22 protein-coding genes are annotated in these 21,600 nt (G+C 55.6%); all 22 read right to left on the reverse strand.

The genetic code is table 11. From position 1 onward, the window contains the following. Positions 1-2: 2 nt before the first annotated feature. The 22 genes from mreD to csrD all read right to left on the reverse strand — a co-directional run bounded on the left by mreD (position 3) and on the right by csrD (position 21,452). On the reverse strand, positions 3-491 hold the full coding sequence (mreD, locus tag GNT65_RS11350; protein WP_160796286.1) for a rod shape-determining protein MreD: 489 nt from the start codon (positions 489-491) through the stop codon (positions 3-5). Next, a complete protein-coding gene (gene mreC, locus GNT65_RS11355; protein WP_160796288.1) occupies positions 488-1,357 on the reverse strand; it encodes a rod shape-determining protein MreC in 870 nt (289 codons plus the stop codon). The genes mreD and mreC overlap by 4 nt, the downstream gene beginning before the upstream one ends. A gap of 134 nt (positions 1,358-1,491) precedes the next feature. Then, positions 1,492-2,541: a rod shape-determining protein gene (locus GNT65_RS11360; RefSeq protein WP_011864209.1), complete on the reverse strand. Its 1,050-nt coding sequence runs from the start codon at positions 2,539-2,541 to the stop codon at positions 1,492-1,494. Positions 2,542-2,706: 165 nt separating this feature from the next. Further along, entirely contained in the window at positions 2,707-5,409 is a 2,703-nt protein-coding gene (locus tag GNT65_RS11365) for a DUF6701 domain-containing protein (protein WP_160796290.1), read from the reverse strand. Continuing rightward, positions 5,402-5,839: an MSHA biogenesis protein MshP gene (locus GNT65_RS11370; RefSeq protein ID WP_160796292.1), complete on the reverse strand. Its 438-nt coding sequence runs from the start codon at positions 5,837-5,839 to the stop codon at positions 5,402-5,404. The genes GNT65_RS11365 and GNT65_RS11370 overlap by 8 nt, the downstream gene beginning before the upstream one ends. Then, positions 5,829-6,626: a PilW family protein gene (locus GNT65_RS11375; RefSeq protein WP_160796294.1), complete on the reverse strand. Its 798-nt coding sequence runs from the start codon at positions 6,624-6,626 to the stop codon at positions 5,829-5,831. The genes GNT65_RS11370 and GNT65_RS11375 overlap by 11 nt, the downstream gene beginning before the upstream one ends. Further along, positions 6,626-7,177 (reverse strand): type IV pilus modification PilV family protein, encoded by a 552-nt coding sequence (locus tag GNT65_RS11380; RefSeq protein ID WP_160796296.1) that lies wholly within the window; start codon positions 7,175-7,177, stop codon positions 6,626-6,628. The genes GNT65_RS11375 and GNT65_RS11380 overlap by 1 nt, the downstream gene beginning before the upstream one ends. Beyond that, positions 7,167-7,616 (reverse strand): type II secretion system protein, encoded by a 450-nt coding sequence (locus tag GNT65_RS11385; protein WP_160796298.1) that lies wholly within the window; start codon positions 7,614-7,616, stop codon positions 7,167-7,169. The genes GNT65_RS11380 and GNT65_RS11385 overlap by 11 nt, the downstream gene beginning before the upstream one ends. Positions 7,617-7,761: 145 nt before the next feature. Beyond that, entirely contained in the window at positions 7,762-8,280 is a 519-nt protein-coding gene (locus GNT65_RS11390) for a prepilin-type N-terminal cleavage/methylation domain-containing protein (protein ID WP_160796300.1), read from the reverse strand. A gap of 16 nt (positions 8,281-8,296) precedes the next feature. Then, on the reverse strand, positions 8,297-8,815 hold the full coding sequence (locus GNT65_RS11395; protein ID WP_160796302.1) for a prepilin-type N-terminal cleavage/methylation domain-containing protein: 519 nt from the start codon (positions 8,813-8,815) through the stop codon (positions 8,297-8,299). Between the two features lie 73 nt (positions 8,816-8,888). Continuing rightward, entirely contained in the window at positions 8,889-9,503 is a 615-nt protein-coding gene (locus GNT65_RS11400) for a type IV pilin protein (RefSeq protein ID WP_160796414.1), read from the reverse strand. A 94-nt stretch (positions 9,504-9,597) separates the two neighbouring features. Beyond that, positions 9,598-10,089 (reverse strand): hypothetical protein, encoded by a 492-nt coding sequence (locus GNT65_RS11405; protein WP_160796304.1) that lies wholly within the window; start codon positions 10,087-10,089, stop codon positions 9,598-9,600. 32 nt (positions 10,090-10,121) lie between these two features. Further along, positions 10,122-11,339, reverse strand: coding sequence for a type II secretion system F family protein (locus tag GNT65_RS11410; RefSeq protein WP_160796306.1), 1,218 nt, complete (start codon positions 11,337-11,339; stop codon positions 10,122-10,124). Between the two features lie 2 nt (positions 11,340-11,341). Continuing rightward, positions 11,342-13,102: an ATPase, T2SS/T4P/T4SS family gene (locus GNT65_RS11415; RefSeq protein ID WP_160796308.1), complete on the reverse strand. Its 1,761-nt coding sequence runs from the start codon at positions 13,100-13,102 to the stop codon at positions 11,342-11,344. Next, positions 13,099-14,271 carry a tetratricopeptide repeat protein gene (locus tag GNT65_RS11420; protein ID WP_160796310.1) on the reverse strand — a complete coding sequence of 391 codons (1,173 nt, stop codon included), beginning with the start codon at positions 14,269-14,271 and terminating at the stop codon, positions 13,099-13,101. The genes GNT65_RS11415 and GNT65_RS11420 overlap by 4 nt, the downstream gene beginning before the upstream one ends. Then, positions 14,268-15,173, reverse strand: a complete 906-nt coding sequence (locus GNT65_RS11425) for an ExeA family protein (RefSeq protein ID WP_160796312.1) — start codon at positions 15,171-15,173, stop codon at positions 14,268-14,270. Before GNT65_RS11425 ends, GNT65_RS11420 begins: the two co-directional genes overlap by 4 nt. 4 nt (positions 15,174-15,177) lie before the next feature. Further along, entirely contained in the window at positions 15,178-16,860 is a 1,683-nt protein-coding gene (gene mshL / locus GNT65_RS11430; protein WP_160796313.1) for a pilus (MSHA type) biogenesis protein MshL, read from the reverse strand. Further along, positions 16,861-17,187, reverse strand: a complete 327-nt coding sequence (locus GNT65_RS11435) for an MSHA biogenesis protein MshK (RefSeq protein ID WP_160796315.1) — start codon at positions 17,185-17,187, stop codon at positions 16,861-16,863. It abuts the gene before it with no gap. Beyond that, a complete protein-coding gene (locus GNT65_RS11440; RefSeq protein ID WP_160796317.1) occupies positions 17,168-17,824 on the reverse strand; it encodes an MSHA biogenesis protein MshJ in 657 nt (218 codons plus the stop codon). Before GNT65_RS11440 ends, GNT65_RS11435 begins: the two co-directional genes overlap by 20 nt. After that, entirely contained in the window at positions 17,821-18,426 is a 606-nt protein-coding gene (locus tag GNT65_RS11445; protein WP_160796319.1) for a PilN domain-containing protein, read from the reverse strand. The genes GNT65_RS11440 and GNT65_RS11445 overlap by 4 nt, the downstream gene beginning before the upstream one ends. Continuing rightward, positions 18,427-19,305 carry an MSHA biogenesis protein MshI gene (locus GNT65_RS11450; protein WP_160796321.1) on the reverse strand — a complete coding sequence of 293 codons (879 nt, stop codon included), beginning with the start codon at positions 19,303-19,305 and terminating at the stop codon, positions 18,427-18,429. Between the two features lie 236 nt (positions 19,306-19,541). Next, on the reverse strand, positions 19,542-21,452 hold the full coding sequence (gene csrD / locus GNT65_RS11455; RefSeq protein WP_160796323.1) for an RNase E specificity factor CsrD: 1,911 nt from the start codon (positions 21,450-21,452) through the stop codon (positions 19,542-19,544). Between the last annotated feature and the right edge of the window lie 148 nt (positions 21,453-21,600).

Consider the following 21,600-nt stretch of genomic DNA (forward strand, 5'->3'; position numbering starts at 1 on the left):
CATTATCTCACTTTATAAATACGACGAATGCGTCTCAGCATCCAAAATACCCAAGGCCAGATGATCAGGCTCGACAGGGCCGGCAGGAACAGGCTGACATCGAAGCTGGCCACGTTCACCACAAACTGTACCCAGAACACCAGCAGATGGTGCAGACACACCAGGCTGGCCACCATCAGGGCCTGTTGCCACATGGGGAAGTTACGCAGTCGCTGAAAATGCAGCACCACCACATAGATCACCAGCGACATGGAGAGTGCACGAATGCCAAGATGGGCCCCCAACAGGATATCCAGCAACACCCCCAGCACCCAGGCAGAAAGTATGTTGTAGCGATGCGGCAGCGCCATCGCCCAGTAGATCATCACTAGCAGCAGCCAGTCAGGGCGCCAGGACTCGACCAGACCGGGCAGCGGCATGATCTGAAATAACATGGCCAACAGGAAGCTTAGCCAGACCACCCAACGTCCGTGGGGAATATGCATGCTCATGGCGTCTCCTCCGCTTTCGGCTCGTCGGCTTTCGGCTCGGCTTGCTCACTCTGGTTGCCGTCGGGCCAGATCAACAGCAGATAACGGATACGATCCAGTGCCGCCAGGGGTTGAGCAGTGACTGTGGCATAGCTCTGGCCATCGTCACGTTCGACCTTCATGACTCGCGCCACGGGATAACCTTCAGGGAAACGCTTACCCAGACCGGAGGAAACCAGGAGATCGCCGACCCTGAGATCCGTACTCTTGGCCACGTGGCGCAGCTCGAGCTCATCGAGCTCACCTATGCCCTGGACCACCAGGCGGACATCGTTACGGGTCACCCGCACCGGAATCGCATGAGTCACGTCTGAGATCAGCAGCACCCGACTGGTCAGCTCGCTGATCTCCACCACCTGACCTACTACCCCGTGGGCGTCCACCACTGGCTGACCGACGAATACACCGCTACGGGCGCCATGGTTAAGCACCACATAGTGACGAAAGGGGTCGCTGGCCACCTCCATCACCTCGGCCACCATCTTCTTGGAGTCCATGTGCACTGGAGAGCCCAATAGGGCGCGCAGACGATCGTTTTCCTGTCTCAGATGCTCGAAACGCTGCAGACGCTCGCTCATCAAGAGTTGTTGCCGCAGCAGCTGCTTGTTCTGCTTGGCCAGCATGTTGCGGGTGGCGATACTCTCGGCCGACCAATCCAGGACGGCGCCGGGGATGTTAGCCACGTATTGCAGGGGGCTGAGCAGAGAGGAGATAGATTGACGTACCGGCTCCAGCCTATCGTTGGCCACCAGTAAGATCACCGACAAAACGATTGCCAATGTGAGCCTGAATTGATTCGAAATACCGCGGGCAAAAATAGGTTTCATAAAACACTTAAGGCAGCGAACCCGGTACCCGCTTTACCCCTTCCACCTAGAGGTGTCGGGGCGGCGAGGCATTATTTACTGTGTCTCGCCAGGGGTGTAACCAGAGTCTAGCTGCCTATTTTCTTTGAGCCGAATTAGTTTTCGTCAGAGAAGAGATCGCCGCCATGCATGTCGATCATCTCTAATGCCTTACCACCACCACGGGCCACACAGGTCAGGGGATCGTCTGCTACCATCACTGGGATGCCTGTCTCTTGCATCAACAGACGGTCGAGGTCACGCAACAGGGCGCCACCACCGGTCAGTACCATGCCGCGCTCAGAGATATCTGAGGCCAGTTCTGGCGGAGACTGTTCCAGCGCCACCATCACGGCGCTGACGATACCAGAGAGCGGCTCTTGCAGCGCCTCTAAGATCTCGTTGCTGTTCAGGGTAAAGCTACGTGGTACCCCTTCGGCTAAGTTGCGACCGCGCACTTCGATCTCCAGCACTTCGTCACCCGGATAGGCGGTACCTATGGTGTGCTTGATGCGCTCGGCCGTGGCCTCACCGATCAGGCTGCCATAGTTGCGGCGCACATAGTTGATGATGGCATCGTCAAACTTGTCACCACCGATACGCACAGAAGAGGAATAGACCACGCCGTTTAGCGAGATGATGGCCACCTCGGTAGTACCACCACCGATATCCACCACCATAGAACCCGTTGCTTCCGACACAGGCAGACCGGCACCGATAGCGGCCGCCATAGGCTCTTCGATCAGATAGACTTCACGAGCACCTGCGCCCATGGCCGACTCACGAATCGCACGACGCTCAACCTGAGTGGCTCCCACAGGCACACACACCAAGACGCGTGGACTTGGGCGGAATACGCTGTTGTTGTGTACCTGTTTGATGAAGTGCTGCAGCATCTTCTCGGTCACATAGAAGTCGGCGATCACGCCGTCTTTCATTGGACGAATGGCTTGAATGTTGCCCGGCGTACGACCCAGCATCTGCTTAGCTTCTGTTCCCACGGCGGCAACCGATTTTTGGCCGCCGCTGCCGCGTTCGCCCCGAATTGCAACAACCGAAGGCTCATTTAACACTATGCCCTCTTCGCGAACGTAAATTAAGGTGTTAGCCGTACCCAAATCGATCGATAGATCGTTAGAAAAAATGCCACGCAGCTTCTTGAACATGTAACCAGCCTGTCTCAGTGGAGTCGGAAAAATAAAAATCAGGTAACTTTATCAATGCCCCCCGCATTCCACAAGGATATTATGCTGATCCTTAGATAAATATCTGTTCATCATTGGGGTTTGTGTCAGCCTAAGTGAACACTCGCTCATCAATTGGTAGAGCAGCTATTTCACTTCCCGCCAATAGATGATCTTATCGTGTCCGCGATAGGTGCCAAAATAGGCATTGGCCCTCGGGTCAAACAGGGTATCGGCCGCATCCCCCGGATAGTTCCAATATCCCTTGAGCCAAGGTTCAACATGCAGCTTGAGGGGCAGCTCACCCGCCTGATTGGGGATGGCGAAGTAAAGATTACCGACGCCATTCACCAGGGCGCCACTTCGCAGCGACAGCCCGCTATCGCTATAGGCCTGCAGATCGGGGAAGCCCGAAGGTAGGACGCGATACAGGCCAGAGGTTGCCGTCTCCCCAGCATCTAAGGAGGTCTGGGTATTAAAAACCGAGCAATTGTCGTCGCCGTTTAATGTCCAGACCGGCACGCCAGCAGTCGCGCTTGAAACATATTCGCTGCGTAGCGGCAGTCGCAGGCTCTCGGACTGAGGACCATAGCCGTTTTCCAGCACCATGCGGCCATAGCGCAGCTCGAAAGCCTTACCGTCGCCGATATCGCTAAAGGTAAATCCGCGGCAAGGGGCCGAGGCGCTGTCGCGATAACAGATGCCATCTTCATCGCTGACGTCCAGCGCCGACAAAACCAGATCAAACTTGGCATCGAAGGGTTCCTGTGGCGTCTGGGTGCGCTGGTAACTCGGCTGGGCGCCTATCAACTCAGCGACATTGGGCGAGCCGCGATAATTGACTTGGCCTGAGTGTGCCGGCGCCTGACTGTCGGCAATTACTGCCTTCTTGGTGCCATCCTGATAGCTGCGCTCAGACCACTGATTGCGCTCTGCCTCATCCCTGTGTTTATAACGCCACCAATCGCCGTTCTGATAGTTAGTCGTCACCCTACCTTGAGCGTCGAAACCTGCCACCTGAATGCTTGGCTCGGCGCCCGTTTTAAAACCGAAGGGCTGATCCAGATAGGTAAATGTGCCGCAACTCTGGACCGCCTCAGGGGTATTGCCTGTAATGCTTAGGTAGGCCGGCGTGAAACGGCCAAATACCTCACTGCTAGACTGGCTGGCGGGGATGGTTACTCCCTCGTAACTGACATCGCTGCCAAGCGCCACCTGCATGGTGCCCACCTCGCTCCAGCTTTGATCATCGATGATCTGGGCGCTGACGCCAGATGATAGCGAGAACGACAGGCTATCACGGCCTAACACGCCGTTTACCCCGGTATCGGGCTGCACCACCTGTGACACCACAGACAGGCCATTATGCTCGAAGTTTTGCAGCGCAGTATTGCCACTGAAATCTTTGTCTTCATCGCTCTGCCAACAGGCCGCAGTCACCTGCATGCTAAAGGGTTCACCCGCGGCGGCCAGCACCTTACAGCCTGCGTCATAGGGATCGCCGGCATCACAGCGTCCATTGGCACTGACATTGGCAAAATGAAAACCGGCAGGTGCCGAGGTAAAATTGTCACTATGGGAAAGCACTAGCGTCTCTGAGCCTCCGGCGGGACGCGAAACTGTGTGGCTATGTTCGGCGCTAAGCGTCACCACGCCCGCCTCGGGATAATTGGCCGACAGGCTCGCCACACCCTCGCCGTTGAAATGCACCTGCATTGCCTGAGTACCGCCACCATCGATAGCTACCGAGCCGGTCGGGGATAACAGGCTGTTCAGGGTAAGCTTAGCCGGATTGTTCACCGTTGCCGGACGCAGATAATCGAAGCCGAAGCTAATCGTCTTGGTCTGGTTAGCAAATAGGGGCTTACACTGCTGCGTCTGAGTATCCTTGGTCACGGCAAACAGGTTAAAGCTGCTGCCCGTCTTACAGGCGGTGCTGTCGGGCACATCGAAATAGAACCCCGTGTCGGCAAAGTCGAGCAGACACTGTAAATTATCCACCAAGGCGCCGTCGATATAGCATCGGTAAGGCGCGGCTGGCGCCGTGGCACCAAGCCCAAGGCGTACGCTGCCGCCGTCTGGGTGCCACACCTGGGTTTGAGCCGAGCCGGTAAAGCCGACATCGGCATATTTCACGCCATCCTTGGTCAGCTCCACGCTCGAAGAGACGCTCGCCTGAGTCGAGCAGTCGGCGTTGACGCAGGCCCGCAGCAATATGTCTTTGGCGGCGCAGCTCAGCGCATCCGAGGTAAATTCGAGCCGGTAATGGTCGACACTCACACCGCCCTTGTCACACATGCCGCCGAAGTCGGCATCATCCACAGCACCCAGGTCGACATCCGCTCCACCATTGCCGTCAAAACTCAGGCTCCCCCCTGATGCGATGGCGCCATCTATCCAGGCATTGCCGGTAAAGGTCACAGTGCCGGCCACATAGAGAATGCCGTTGATATAGTTCTGTCCGGCCACAGAGAGATCGCCCCTGACATAGATGATCAGGTTTTCGGCCTTACCCGATGCATTGATGCTGGCATTATTCATCGACAGGTTGTCGAAGTAGAGGCGCGCCGTTTTCCCCGTAGTGGTTATCACAGAGCGATTACCAAAACTCCCCGTGGCAAAATCATAATCTCCGGCTGAAAACTCTGGACTGTGCCCTGAGCAAGCGCCCTTAAAACAACTAAGGTTACCGAGTCTGGGACCAATATCATCGGGTGGCACCAAGCCGGGATTATGGTTTCCGGTTGGCGGGTCGGTAAAGATCGCATCACACTGAGGTACGGCGAAAACGCCTGTGGAGAATACCAGGTATAACAAGCCAGCGAGCAGGGTTAGCAGGAATCTATTCACGGGCCTCGACCTCCACCTTACGGTTAACGCGCAGACAGGCGTCGCCATCACAACTGCCCACGGCGCAGGTCGCCTCACTGCCGATAAGGTATTGGGTTACACTGTCACTCCCAATCGTCACTGTGGTCTGGTTGCAACTTAACACCACACTACAGCCATGAAAGCCCACCACATCCGGCGGCGTCCAGCTGGCAGAGACGCTAGCGCAGCCCACCACTGTACCACTTAGGGGAAACAGCTGCGCCAGGGCGGCATCGGCGCCGCTGTTCGCCGCGGCGAAGGCGCGGGTCGCCAAGACCTCAAGGTTTACCCCCTCGTCGGCATCGCTGACGATATTGATCAGCGCGGCCGCCATCAGAAACATCACGGTAATGATGAAGATGCCAATCACTAGGGCGCTGCCTCGCTGCCTGACTCGATTAGGGAACATTGATCACCTGCACCTGATGTTGATATTGAAAGGTCTGGCCATTGACCTCGAAATGGGGAGACAGCTGAACCACGGCATTGTTAACTAGGGTGCCCGGCGTATAATGAATCGGCGCCTCGCTGCCGAGATTATTGACCACATGCTGGCCCATCAAGGCGCCCGTCCCCATCTGTGCGGGTGTCGGCTGGGTTGTCTGAACCCCATAGCCGTCGTAACGTCTGATATCGCCGCTACTTAAGAAGCAGTAGCTCACGGCGCCATTGACCATGAAGTAACGCTTCTGAGGCGATGCCTCATCGAAGCGCAGCTCATTATCGAACTCAAGCCGATTACCGCTCAGCTGCTTAACATCGAAGATACGCCCCTGTTTGGTCGATGGGCTGTCTTGGTAGAGCTGAGCGGGCGCTAGCGGATAGACCACCATCTTGTGTGCCAGATTAATTCCCTGGGCCGGGAGCATGATGCTGCCGGTATCGGCCGCTGCTTCTGGCGCTATCGGCAAACTGATATAGCTGGCACTAGCGGTGATAGGCAGAAATTCTATGCATTGGGCGCCGCTGGGGCTGGCCACTCGAATACTATTTGGCAGGGCATTCCGCAGCTCGCGGGTCATGCGTTCAATCACGAAACGGCTCTGGCTCAGCACCTGATCCACTGAGCTGGACTCGACGAAGATGCGGGTGCCCAAGATGACGAAACTGCTCACCCCGACCACCAGGATGCCGAGTATGATGATGACGGTCACCATCTCCACCAGGGTGAAGCCCTTGTTAGTTTGCAGCCGCATCAGTAGTTACTCCGCAGCCCATGATAGGTGATCACCTCGCCACTGGGGGTGGTCACATTGATCGCTACCAGCTTGCTGTTCTTGTCGCTGCCGGGATAGGTCACACTGACCGATAGCTGGTAGTTAATATATTCCTTAGCATAGGTGCGGTCTGAGTTGAGCATCTCGCTGGCCTGGGTCAGGCCATGGTAGTCATCCACGTCACGATAGGCGTTGCGATCGAGTCCGCCCGGACCAAAGTTAGCCTGGTCGGTGCAAGGAAGTCCGGCGGGCAAGCCAAGATCTGGCCTGGCCGCCGCACCACAGGCGGGCACGCCGCCATTGGGATTGCTGTTCTGATCGTAACGCTTGCCCCAGATCTCGTTGAGCAGGGAATGCGCCAGCTCGGCAGAGCGTACCCTGTGTAGGGTCTCGGCGGCGCGGTCCGCCTGGGGAAACAGCATGCTAGTGAGCATGACCAAGGCGATGCCCAGCACTATCATGCCCACGACCAATTCGATCAGGGTAAAGCCTGAGGCGCGCTTTGGTAAGGTGGCTCTGCTAGCGTCCATGAATATACCCCTGGCTCTCTATGGTGAGGTCTAAGGTTTCATCGGCGGCGACCTTGATGGTGCAGCCCGCAGCGCAGCTGCCCGTCACCCGACCATCGCGATCGAATGCTAGGGTAAAGCTATTCTCCCCCCCTAGGCTCAGGCTTGTCTGCCTGGGTAGCGACTGGGCATTGCCAGTGACCATCAGGCTGCTGCAATCTGTACCATAGATATCGGCACGATAACTTGTTGCCGTCACACTCACCTTGTAGCAGCGATCCAGATTATTCAGTGCCATCAGCTGCACGCGCCTGAGCTCGCTAATCAGTTCGTCTCTCAATGTGTAGGCGCTGTAGCTTGAGGCGGTAAAGAAGCGCGGCAAGACCACCACAGAAAGAATGGCAATCAAGATGATGGTTGTGACCAGCTCTACAAGGGTAAAACCTTGTTGTTTATTCATCGACACCCCAGCTGCAACACGCTGATAGCGTTAAACTTTCTAATAACCTACAGAGTATGGCAAATATTGCCATCGATTTCAGTAATTAGTCTCTCGTCAGAGACAAAAAAGGCCTGCATTGCAGGCCTTTAGAGAGGATATGAGTTTAACAACCCGTAACCACTGTATTTACTGTTATAGCGCCATAGGCAGTTAATGCGTTCACGTACTGAACGTAACAAGTGCCTGCATCTTGTGCTGCTTTAGGGCTAGTTTGGCCCTGAGGATAGAAGTAGATACTGTTCGTATCCGCATCCTCAACATACAACCATTCAGCCGTTGTACCGGAAGTCGCAGCATTAATATCTAAAGCATTGGCCAGGCTACCGGTCCAAACAGCCTTGGCATGACCATAATTTAAAGCCACTGTCGTACCGGCAGCATCCACCGTTACTGTTGGCGCTGGGGTTGCGGTGCTTGCCTGAGTTTCGTTGCCTGCAATCAATGACTTAGATTGCACCAGACTATCGGCACCTTTTATAGCCGCTTCTAATCCAGATACAGTTGATTTACGAGCGTCACTCTGCAGGTTAATAAACTTAGGTGCGGCAGTCACCGCTAAAATCCCTAAGATAATTATGACCACAACCAACTCGATTAATGTAAAACCCTTTTGATTACTCATTTTTGTCATACCCTAATTAACAACCTGATTTTTCTACTTTATACTGTGGTAATGCACCCTTAGATGCGGATTGCTTGTACTCTACCCAACATTTAGACGTATCAGATGGTGTTTTCTCACCTGGATGAATAATAATTGCACCAGATAAAGTCGTAGTTACTGTCGGAGCATCGACTATCGTCCATTCAGGCTGAGAAGAAGTTGTGTCGATATCCAATGCTAAAACTAAATCGGCAGATGCTTGTTTTAAGTAACCATATACCGAATTGATAGTCACATCGTTACTAGTATCACTATCACCCTTATCATCTAAAATCACTGTGCCAGCCGACTTCGAATCCTGCCCTTGGATAGCGGCTTTGGAATAAACCAAGGTATTCGCACCTTGCAACGAAGCTTTTAAGCCTTCCAACGTGGATGCACGCGCATCACTCTGTAAATTAATAAACTTAGGTGCTGCAGTCACGGCCAGAATCCCCAAGATGATGATCACAACCACTAACTCGATCAGCGTAAAGCCGCTTTGCTTCTTCATGTTGTACCCTTGTTTTTAGCTTCTGCTAACTTTTATAAAAATTTTGTCGACCTCGCTATAGGCAAGGTGCAGATTAATTGGTAAAGCTGAGCACCTGGCCTGTGCCTGGGTTGTACAGTATGCCTTTGGCGTTGGCGGTATTCAGATCCGGTGTAGGTGTCGGCACCCCTGTGGTTGTGTTTAATACCAGTGAGGTCACCTGATGGTAGACGCAGAGATCTAAGTTGGTCACCTGAGTGCCATCGATCGCAACGCCGTTACCACCGGCACCCGCTAATACCCGGGCGGTAAAACGTTGATTGCGAGCATCCTGATTAAAGAGCACGTTACGCGGTGCGTTTTGTAAAATATTATCGAAAACTTCCTGACAAGACGCATCCGTCATACCGGTCGCACTCACGATACCACTGCCCGAGGTCAAGCCCGTTGGGAAACCGAAACGGGTATCCAGAGAGATCTGCGTACCATCTAGCACCACATTGGCATTATTACGACCATCTACCTCCCATTGGGAGCGCACGAAGCTTACCGCCGTGGCCAACCCACCGGCTACGCCATCTACGCTAGCATCTTCTGCATCGTCGGTCACATTCAAAAAACGGGGAATGGCCGTGGCCGCCAGAATTCCCAGGATCACAATCACGATCACCAGCTCGATCAGCGAGAAACCGCTCTGTTTGATTCGCATGTGTTGGGCTCGCATTTTCATAAAAAACTCCCTTAGATAATCCTGATAATTCTAGCAGTTACAGCAAATTATAAAACCTTAGAAGTCGCTAAATTCAGCGATCTGTCAAAAAAATAACGCGTCCACTAGTGAGTTGATAACTCAAACGATCACCGTTATTAGCAATATAACTACAAACCTCTCCAGCCTGGTCCGCTTGTGTAACAATTTTGGCTAAATCATCCCGGCCACCCAACAGCTGCCACCAGAGGGTCTTGCAGTTCTCCTCGGTGACTTGGGCTAAGGTTGGCCACCCCTGAACGCTCATCTTGATCAGAGGTTGCTCGCCATCCCTCAAGTCTATGGCGGTGGACCAGTCCAGACGCATCTCGTTGGGGCGCCCCTGCACCAGCCATTGTGAACGCACCATAGCCAACACATTCAGCAGGCGGCTGTGCTCCAGCCTCAACCCCTGAGAAGAGACCTGATCCACCTTGGCGAAATAACCGTAACCCAGCACGCCCAAGATGAGCAAGAGCACCACTATGGCAATCATCTTGCCATAGGCCTGCATCAGCTCGCTGTCGACCCGTGTCTGGTTCTCCATCAGCTCAGCTCCCAGCCCATGCTTGCCATGGGTTATCCCCCCTTGACCACGTTGAGCATGTCCCACATCGGTAGGTAGATACCCAGCGCCAGGATGAGGACGATCACCGCCACTATGCCGATCAATATAGGTTCAAGCTTGGCGGTTAGGTTCTTGAGGTCGTAATCCACCTCCCCCTCGTAAAAGTCGGCGGCGTCGTTAAGCAGTTGATCTATCTGGCCTGTCTCTTCACCAACGGCCACCATCTGCAGCACCAGCGGGGTAAAGAGTTGGCTCTGATTCGACACCCGCAGCATAGACTCGCCGGACTCTATGCCCCGGCGCATGGCCACTATGCGGTCATGCATATAGGCGTTATCCACCGCATCGGCCACCAGGCTCAGGGCCTGTGTCATGGGCACACCTGCACTCAGCATCATGGAGAAGCTGCGGCAATACCGCGACAGGGTCGAGCGCTCTATGATGCTGCCCACAGCCGGGATCTTAAGCTTCCATCTGTCCCACTGCTGCTCGCCCTTCTCAGTATTGTGCCAGTAGCGGATCCCCACGAAGCCGCCCACCAAGGCGATAAGCAGCAGGTACCAGTAGTTGACGAAGAAGTTAGAGGTGCCGATCAGCAGCTTAGTAGCCCAGGGCAGATCCGCGCCGAAACGGGCAAACAGATCGGCAAACTTAGGGATCACCATGATATTGAGCACCACCATGGCCAGGGCCACCGCCATCAGCACGAAGATGGGATAACGCATCGCCGCCTTGATGCGCCTGCGAGTCTCCTGCTCGCGCTCGATATAGCCAGAAAGCTGAATAAAGGCATCTTCCAGCTTACCCGTGTTCTCCCCCACATGGATCATGGAGACAAACAGGGCATCGAACACATCCGGGTGATGGTTCATCGCCGATGACAGCGGACGCCCCGAGATCAGCTGCTCTGAGATATCGTTCAGGGCATCCTTCATACGTTTAGAGTGGGAGCTCTCTGACAGGCCGGCGATGGCCCGCAGGATGGGGATGCCCGAGCGGGTGAGCGAGTACATCTGCCGGGTAAAGATCTGCAGCTCATCCAAGCCGACCTTGCTCTTAAACAGGCTGCCCAGTTGAAATTCCCGCGCGACCTTGGCCTCCACCAACTCAAGGGGGATCACGGCGCGAGACAGCAGCTGATCGGCTGCGGCACTCTGGGTGGTCGCATCGACCCGCCCACTCACCGCCTTGCCCTGTGCATCACGTCCCTTGTACTGATAGACAGGCATAGTTAGCCCTCAATCTCTTGTTGATGGATCATCTCCTGAGAGATGGGCACCTGGGCATCGCAGGCATCTTCGATAAGCTTGGCCACCTCTTCCATAGTGGTCATCCCCTCCGCCAGGTAGTTCAGCGCCGACTCGGCCAGTGGGGTGAAGTTGGGGCTCTGGTAGGCCGCCTGGGCAAACGCCTGGGGATTGCCGCTACGCATCGCCTCGATCATCTGCTCATCCAGCTCCAGGATCTCAAATACACCGATACGGCCACGATAGCCGCTGCCGTTACAGCTCTGGCAACCTGTGCCAATGCGAAACTTAGCCTGGCTAAAATCATTACTGCTGATGCTGCTAAGCCAAGCCTGATCGGCGGCGCTAGGGTCGTAGGGCTGGGCGCAGTTGTGACAGACGCGGCGCACCAGACGCTGAGCGATGATCACCCTGAGCGCACTGGCCACCAGATAGCTGGCGGCCCCCATGTCCAGAAGACGCAGGGCAGAGGTGACTGCATCGTTGGTATGCAGGGTCGACAGCACGAAGTGACCTGTAAGCGCCCCCCTGAGGCCGATCTCCACCGTCTCCTGGTCGCGCATCTCACCCACCATGATGATGTCGGGGTCCTGACGCAAGGTCGTACGCAGCACGTTAGAAAAATCTAAGCCTATCTTATGGTTAACTTGTACCTGATTGATACGCGGCAGCTGATATTCCACCGGGTCTTCCACCGTGATGATCTTGCGATCTGCGGTATTGAGTTCGCTCAGCACGCCATAAAGCGTCGTGGTCTTACCGCTACCCGTAGGCCCGGTCACCAGTAGCATGCCATGGGGGCGCTTGATCTGCTTACGTACCCGCGCCAGCATCTCGGGCGGCATGCCGGTCTCATCTAAGGTCAGCAGGCCCGCAGACTGATCCAGCAGACGCATCACCACAGACTCACCGTGATAGATGGGCATGGTCGACATACGCACATCTATCTTGTGTCCCTTGATCTCCATGTGGAAACGACCATCCTGGGGCAGACGCTTCTCTGAGATATCTAGGCCCGCCATCAACTTGAGGCGCAGCACCAATGCCGAGGCGATGTTCACCTCCTGCAGGGTATTCTCTTGCAGCTGGCCATCGATACGCTGACGGATCCTCAGCACCTTGTCACCGGGCTCGATATGAATATCGGAGGCGCGCATCTGCACCGCATCTTCGAAGATCGACTGCAGCAACTTAACCACTGTCGTCTCGTTATCGCTGTCGGCATCGGTCAGGCTGGCGAGATCGAACTGATCGTCGGCGGCATATTCCTCCTCCAGCTTACCGGCGATCTGGGCGATCTCACCGGTGCGGCGATACAGGTTATCGAAGGCCTCCAGCAGCTGGGTCTCGGTAACCACGGCGATCTTAATCGCCTTAGGCGCCAGCAATACCTCAATATTGTCCATCGCCTGCAGATCGGCAGGGTCGCTCATGGCCACCAGCACATGGTCACCATTATCTTCCACCGCCAGGGCGCGATAGCGACGGGCCTGCACCTCGGGCAGAAGATTCACCACCTGAGGCGGGATCGCCCGGCGACTAATGTCCAGGAAGGGAATATGCAGCTGCTGTGACAAAAACTTAAGTAGCTGCTCTTCGGTGATGCAGGAGAGATCGATCAGGGTACGACCCAGCTTCTTGCCGGTATTCTTCTGCTCGGCCTGGGCCTGGCCCAGCTGCGCCTCGCTGATGATCGCTTCCTGTACCAATAAGTCGCCGAGGCGCATCTTTAACTTGGGTTTCACTCGATATCTCCTAACTGGGCCAACCGCTGCTGAACAAAATCGCTAGCCTGCTGCGACAAGCCGGGTAAGCTTAGGGCCTGAGCGTAGGCCTGCTTGGCGCCGGTATATTTTTGCTGGGAATCCAAGGCGTAGGCCAGCCCCATCCACCATTTGGCCTGGGTGGGTTCGACCCTGGCCAGGCGGCGATAACTCTCTTCGGCCAAAGAAAACTCGGATGCCTGCTGGGCCAAATGGCTCTGCAATACCCACTTCTGCTTGGCGAGCAGGTGATCATCCGGGATCTTGCCAAGCACCGCCAAGGCCCCCTGGCTATCACCCTGCGCCTCCAGCACCCTGGCCAGCATGAGGGCGTAATCAATTTCTTGGGGATAGAGGGCAAGTCCCTGTTCGAGCACAGTCTTAGCCTCACCCAACTGTCCCTGACCGTAATAGAGGGCCGCCAGATGCTGACGCGCGCCGTGCAAGGCTGGCTTGAGCCTTATCGCCTCACTAAAATCATTCGCCGCCTGTGACAGCTGCCCGCCCTCCTGGGCCGACTTACCCTGACTAAAGCGCTTCTCGGCCAGCGCCTCGGGCGACAGCTTCACCTCGGTCACCGCCATGGAGCCGTTAGCTTTAACTGTTTTGGTGTCTGACGCCTGATCGACCCGAATCGCCTGAGGCTTAGCCACAGTCTTGGCCTCGATACTATCCTTGGTATCAAGCTTAGGTTCTTCAATAGTTTCGGCTAGCGGCTTAGCCCCGACCCCTACATTAGCCTCAGCACTATCGTCGACGGTAGACTCGACCTTCGCTGGGCTCTGAGTATTTACAGTCGCCGAAGGCTCAAGCGAGGGTATCGCGGCAGGTTCTTCACCTATGGCAAGCGCAGTTTCTTTGGAAGAGCTCGTCTCTACGCTTGACTGTTTGAGTTCGCCGCTGGCGATCTCCTGGACCAGACTCTGATTATCCTGTTGTAGTGCAAGGTTGGTGCGCTCAAGGGCCGCATAGCGATCCCATACCAGATAGCCCGATGCCAACAGCAGTAATGAGAGCAGTGCAAGCAGCAACCAGGGCAGACGCGAGCGGGGTGCCTGACGATATTGCAGTGGTGGCACGGGCAGCTCATCCAGGCCATGGGACTGCTGGCGCTTATCCAGATCTTTTAGCATGGTATTGATAACGCTCATGCCAGCCCCCTGGTGAGCCAAAACCATAGCGCGCCGGCGCACAGCGACGCGGCGCCAAAGGTGCCCAGCCACCAGGTAGGAAACAAGCCTTTGTCGGCATCCTGGGTATCGGCAATCGCCCCCTTCACATGGCGCAGGCTGACTCTGTCAGCACCCTCACCATAGGCCAGCAGCAGCGCCTTATGAGACAAAATATTGATAAGTCTGGGGATTCCCCTGGCAGCGCGGGCGATGCGTTTACTCTCGCGGACGCCAAACAGCCCCTCGCCGTGATACCCCGCCACCTCGAGTCTGTGGGCCTGATAGGCCCGGGTCTCGTCGGCAGTCATGGGCCGCAGTTGATAGCTAAAGGTGATGCGCTGCCTAAGCTGACGAAACTGCGTCTGCTGCAGACGGCTATCCAGCTCCGGCTGACCAAACAAGACCACCTGCAGCAGCTTACGACTCTCTGTCTCCAGGTTGGTGAATAGCCTCAACGCCTCCAGACTCTCGTCCGGTAGGGCCTGGGCTTCGTCCAGCACCAGGATGATGGAGTGTCCATGGGCGCTCAGCGCGATTAGCTGCTGCTGGATCAGGCTTGTGAGGCGCTGCTGATCCATGTCGGCGCTGTATTTAAGCCCTAGCTCCAATGCCAGTGCCCAGCGCAGCTCACTGGGACTGAGATAGGGATTAGGTAGATAGGCGCAGTGAAAACGCTCGGGAATATCGTTGAGCAACTTACGACAGATCAGCGTCTTACCCGTACCGACCTCGCCGGTAACCTTGATAAAACCCTCACCCGTCTGCAGGGCAGTTTGCAGCACTTGCAGCGCCTCGACATGGGGCGCCAGGCCGAAAAAGAAGCCGGTATTTGGCGTCAGCGAAAAGGGGGCCTGCGCCAAATGAAAGTGCTGCAGATACAAGCGTCTACTCCTGTTTCTCTTCTGGGTACCAGCGATCCAGCAGGGCCTTGGAGCGTTGCAGCTCGGTCTGCCAGGTCTCGGCGCCCACCACGGTCGGCTTGAGCAGGATCACCAGCTCGGTCTTGCGAAGCGAGTTGGAACGATTGGTAAAGGCTTCGCCCAGCAGCGGAATATCTCCCAGTAGCGGTACCTTAGAGACCAGCTCGATATTCTCGCTCTTCATCAAACCGCCTATCACCACCACATCGCCAGTGTTGGCCTTGATAACCGTATCCGACTCGCGGATCTCGCTCTGGGCCAGCGGCAGTTCTAAAGTATCTTGCGATACTTTGATTGACTTGTTCTGCTCCTTGATATCGATAACAGACGGGTGAATGTGCAGCAGCACACTGCCCTCTTCATCGATCTGCGGCGTCACATCCAGCGCGATGCCAGAGAAAAATGGGGTCAGCTCCACTTCGGGGGTGGTGACCGGTGTGGTGCCCGCTACCGTGGTCGAAGACACATCTGTCACGAAATACTCGTCGCGACCCACCTTGATCACCGCCTTCTGGTTATTAGAGGCGGTCACCCTTGGGCTGGATAGCACGTCCACGTCACCCTGGGTATCGAGCAGGTTAATCATGGTGCTGAAGTCTTTGCCCTTGATCTGCAAGGAGGTGATGCCGCCTATGGCCGAGGTGATCACATCCCCCAGGCCATCGGGCGCAGGCGAGGTACCAAACTCGACGCTGTTGTTGCCACTCTGCCCCAGCACGCTTTCCCAGTGGATCCCCTGCTGGTAACCGTCCGACAGGGTCACCTCGAGCACCTTGGCTTCGAGGATCACCTGACGCTGCAGATGAGTCTCGGCTGTCTTAAGGAAGGTCTTCACCTGACGCAGCTCGTTCGGAAAAGCCCTGATAGTCACCAGGCCTGCCTGCGGGCTAACCACCACCTGACGGCCGTCACCCGTGTTGCCTATGATAGATTCCAGCGTCTCTTTGAGCTCACCCCAAAAGTCTGTCTTGGTCTTAGAGCGGATAAAGGTGCCGTTGGTGGTCTCGTTGCTATTGTTGCCGTTGCCGTCGCCACCGTTATTGCTCGAGTTATTGTTGTTGTAATTATTGCTGTTGTTGCCGTTGTTATTGCGGTTGTTATTGTTGTCCGAGATCCGCCCAGAGTTTACCGAGGTCAGCGACAGCCCCTGACGCTCCATGTAGAGATAATTGAGCGGGAAGGTCTCGGTGCGCATGCCAGCCGGGAAGACACGCAGGATACGCCCTGCACGGCTCACCTCGTAACCATAGATATCTTCGACCACCTGCAGCGCCTCGCTCAGGGTCACCCCCTTGAGAGACAGAGAAACGGTGCCGGTCACGTTGGGGTGCACGGCCACGCTCAGGGGCGTGCCCTGTACCAGGCTTGGGAAGAAAACCTTGGCATCGACATCCTTGGCCGATACATCGAAACGTCGCTCGCTAGGCTGGCTAGGGGTCAGTGTGCTAAGCAGCGCCGATGACTGCAGTTCGCGCTGCACCGAATCTGGCATCACGGCCGCCGGAGGTGGCGTTTGCGGCTTGTTCTGCGCCGCTGCAATCGAGGTATCGATCGCCGACTTGGACTCGACAGGCTGGGGACGATCCGTTGTCTGACAGGCGGCTAACATCAGCACGAGCAGAGGTGTTATGGTTTTCATCGCAGTCATTTATTGTCCCTTTGTCGCTGTTACTTCTGGGTAGAGCTTGAGCTGGCGGCCATCGGCGAGCCAGACTCCCTGTGCCGTGATGCGAGCGATCCTCACACCCTGTACCCTGTCACCTGTGGTGAATGTCTTGTCATTGATAATGGCTGTCGCCGATTGGTCGGTGATCATCAGGCTGTTGAGCACCAGCTTCTGTCCGCCTTGATGCTGCGCCGAGCCTGGGGCCCCGGCACCAGGACGGGTCGGATCCCTCAGGGTCTGCGCCGAGGCCTGAGTCAATCCAAGGCTAAGCAGCGCCAGCAGGCAAACACTAATCTTGATTCGCAACACTGATAAAGTCCTTGTTAATACTGAGTGTGTAGACCTCTAACGTCACCTCGGCCTTAGGGTAATCGCCCACCACATAATCCAGTTGACGCCAGTAGAGCTTATTGGGCATCGCCTCGACTGCCTCGATAAACTTGAGGGTGGCAAAGTAATCCCCCTCGAAGGCCAGCTTAATGCCGTGGCTGTAGAGATTGAGTTTGTTCTCATCCCCCAATGCCAGCAGTGGCTTAGGCGCCAGAGACTCGAAGCTTTGCAGGCGTATCCCCTTCACCCTACCCAGCAACTCTCCGAGCATGGTTGGCATCTTGTCGGCGGGCACCATGTCGACCATCTGAAACGACAGCTGCTGGTCGAGATCTTTTTCCTGCTGTTGCAGCCCCATCAGACGCTGATGGTATTCCTGATCCGGGTCGGTCGCCAGAGTCTGTTGGTACAGGTCAATCTGTTGCTCAGAGATTCGGTTCTCGGCGGTTAAGGCCTTGATATTACTCTGCACCCGGCTGCTCTGGGTCAGCAGAGACTCGAGCGGCAGATAGAGCAACATGCCGATCACCACTACGACCGCAAGGGCGATCATCACCCGCTCGCGCCGACTCAGTTGGTCGAAGGCCTCGCCCCAGTGGGCTATCTGCTGTTTCATTTCGCCTGCTCCTCATCGCGCTTGCTGCGCAGCACAAATCCCAGCGGCTGCTTGTCGCCCCGGTTCATGGTGAGCGTGCTAAAGGCCTGTCCCTTGAGCGGCTCGACCCCTTGCAGGCGTGCCAGCCAGAGGGGGACGGCGTTAGGTGCGGCGCTATAGCCTTCGAAGACAAACTGATCTTCCTGCACCTGGATGCGGCTCAGCCAGAGCTGATCGTCGGTCACCCGTGCAAGCCCCGTCAACAGGGGCGAATAGCCCTTGCTGGTGAGGGTCTCCACGTGGGAGAGTTCGCCGAGCAGCAGGCGCTTGAGCTCCACCTGCTGCGACAAGAGATCCACCTGTTGCACCAGGGCCTGAGAGGCGCTGCGCTTGGCGATCGCCTGCTCCAGCTGCGCCTTCTCTTGGTCGAACGCCGCCTTGTCGCTAAGCAGCTGATGCTTGTCCGTCTCCAGGCTTCCCAGGTGCAGATAGGCCAGTAAGTTCGCGGCCAGCAAAAAGACCAAGAGGCCGAAGCCAAGCTGCAACAGGCGCATAAAAGAGAGACGCAGCCTGGGGGGTAACAGGCTGGCGGTATAGAGGTTGACCCGCAGTTTTGGATTCATCTAGGCAGGCTCCTCCGTTTGACGTTCAAGCTCGGCCAATGCCCACTGGGCCAACTTATCCTGCACCTGATCACAGGCGATCACCTCGACAGCTTGATCGAAGTTCTTACTCAACAGCTGGGCCAACATCTGGCACTCGCCGCCCATCAACAGGGCGATAGAGGCCACAGGAGCCTGGCGCAGTTGGCTCTCGAAATAGTCCATGGAGCGCTGTAGCTCAAGGCTTAAGTTATCGGCGACGTTAAGCTTGAGATCTTGGCTGGAGACTCTATCTATCTGACTGAATCCACGGATACGGCGCTGCATGTAGAGCTGCCCCTGTTTCACCACGGTTAGCAGGAGCTCGCTACCCGGCTTATGACAAAGCACCATGTGCGCCAGCTTATCCTCGGCGCCATAGTTGCTGATGGCCATCTCTTCGATGCTGATCCCGGCAATGGTGACATCATGCTTGTCCGCCGCCTTGACTAAGGCTTGAAGCATGGCCCTGTTAACCGCCACCACAGTCACCTTGTTGTTGGTGGACTCTGGCAGCTCAAAATAATCCAGATGTAGCGACTCGACGGACTCCGACACCATATCCTTGATCGACCAGATAAGCGCCTGATGCATCTCCTCGGGCTCCACCATAGGCTTGTCGACGACCATCAGCTGATAGAAGTCTTCGCTGAGCACGAGTTGCAGATGGGGAGCGGGTATCTTGTCGGTCAGCGCCTCGAATACGCCAGACCAGTCATCGCCCGATAGAGGCAGTGAAAATGAGGTGCCGCTATCGCGCTTAAAGAAGGTCACAGCGGCGGCGTTAAGGTATACGCCCAAATCGACTCTATCGTGCTTGGTTTGCCAGAAGGCAAATTTACTCAAAAGACTATTTTCCATTTAAGGCATATCCACCAATTTGATACTCACGCGCCATGAGTGTCCCAAATCGCTCTACCTCAAATGCCGGGCCCAAATTGCCTCGAGGAAAGCGTCAAAATAATAGCGTTATTGTAGCGACTAATCGCCTAATTTTATAGAAAAAATCTAACATCAATCAGATACACTCAGATAAACATAGAACAGTAACCCTGCCCTAACAAGCCCTTATCAGACCCAACAGTGAGGCAACAAAATCACGCGGCCTCGAGGGGGTCGCTAAAGAAACTGCCCTGTCCTGCGCTCACACCTAAAATTTTCAGCGTTTGCCACTCCTCCAGCGACTCGACGCCGTCGGCAAAGACCTGCACCTCGGTGCGATAGAGTCCACCGATAAGACTCCTTACAAACAGTTGATTTTCTTGACGTAAATGTATCTGACGCACGATAGACCTGTGTAACTTAATCAGATCTACGCGGCAGGATTGAATATATTGGGTACTCACCACCTGCTGTCCCACCCGGTCGACACACAGGCTGGCCCCCATCTTGGCAATCATGTCCAGCGGCGCCTTCAGCTTCGCCAGATTATTCACCAGGATATCTTCGTTGATCTCAAAGATCAGCCGCGGCGTCAGGTGACGATACTCCAGCAGAGTCGTCTGTAACCAGCGAATAAGGGCGCGGCTGGTCAGGGTATCCAGGGAGAGGTTAATGCTGTATTTACCCTTATCTTCGGATGAATAGGGTAACAGATCGAACAACACGGCCTCGATCACCTGACGCTCAATCTGGGGGATCAGGCCACACTTAATCGCCATAGGGAGGAACAGGGTGGCGCGCACCAGGTTGTCGCTGCTGTCGCGCAGACGGCAGGAAACCTCGCTGTGGTGTTCCTTGCCATCACTGTCGAGTACCGCCTGGGTAAATGCCACCACACGCTTGTTAACCAGGGCGTACTCGAGGAAGCTACGCCAGCGCACCGAGCCTCGGGCAAACTCCTCGTCCACGGCACCCTTATCATACATGAACCAGCCACTATTGCCCTGAAACTGAGCCGCCCGTAGCGCCATCTCGGCCTCTTCGATCAGCTGCCCCTTGCTATCGCCAACCTTGAAATAGGCCACGCCAATATGGAAGAAATCGTCGCGATTATTTACCCCTTCCAGGGGCTGGCTCAGGCAGACCTTGAGCAGCCTGGCGGCCAGCTTCTCGGCATCCGCCAGGGAGATCTGCGGCACCACGATGGCAAACTGATTATAGGAACGGCGGGAGAAGATGCTGTTGGCCTGACTGTCAAGCAGGTGACTGATGCCACCTATGGTCTGGGTAAGCAGCTCCTGAATGCTGAACTCATCCGCCTCCTGCTGAAGCAGATCCAGATCTTCCATCTCCAGCAGTAGCAGCACTCCAGGTGCCATCATGCCATCCTTGTTGCTCAGGGCGTCTAGACGGTTCTTGAGGAACAGGCGATTGCCTATGCCAGACTCGGGGTCGAGGAAGGTGTTGGAGCGAATAAACTGATCGAACCTGGCGCGCTGCTTCTGGGCATCATCCAGCTCCAGCAACATCTGGGTCAAGGCCCGATTGATAAGCCTTGGACGGCCATGGCCAGTCTCGGCCAGGGCCTTGTCATAATCTCCCGACAGGATCAGGTGGCTGCGCTTAGCCAGATCTTCTATGCCCTGCAGCTGCTGCGCCAGCCAGAGATAGCCGCGGCGCACTAGCAACGCCACGGCGAGAGCCCCAACCAAAAACACCAGGCTGCCATGCCAGCTGATGTTATGCAGCAAGAAGGGCTGAGGCAGGCTGACATGAAAATGCAGATCTAGGGTCTCGTTGAGTACCCTGTCGTAATTGACGACACTCTGATCATGGTTGCCCCTGTCGAAGCGATACAATGTCTCTTCACCGCGGATCAGAGTAAATTTTTGCGCATCATAGGCGGCCAGGATCTGTGGCAGCCAGATATCCAGATGTCGCAGCTCGTGCCGGACCTGATGCTGCAGCAACATCTCTTCCAGCTCTTTCATCTGCTGTTGTTGAAACTTATAGGTGAGCTGAATGAAACTGACCAGGGCGGTCAGCATAAAGATGAAGGCGACCGCGGCGAGGGAAAGTAGCCAAAAGCCGGTTAACTTCTTGGTCAGGAGTTGTGTCAATTTCATTTCCGCTTCCTGCAGGATTATTATTATTTTTACGTCTGAAACCGCTTTATCATCAAGGAATGCAAAAGGCGTCAACCCGAAGGCTGCATATTAACACTTACCATACAAATAAAGGCGGGAAGGCACAATAAAAAAGGGCCCTGAGGCC

This window comes from Shewanella insulae, assembly GCF_009831655.1.
In the GTDB taxonomy this organism is placed as follows: Bacteria; Pseudomonadota; Gammaproteobacteria; order Enterobacterales; family Shewanellaceae; genus Shewanella; species Shewanella insulae.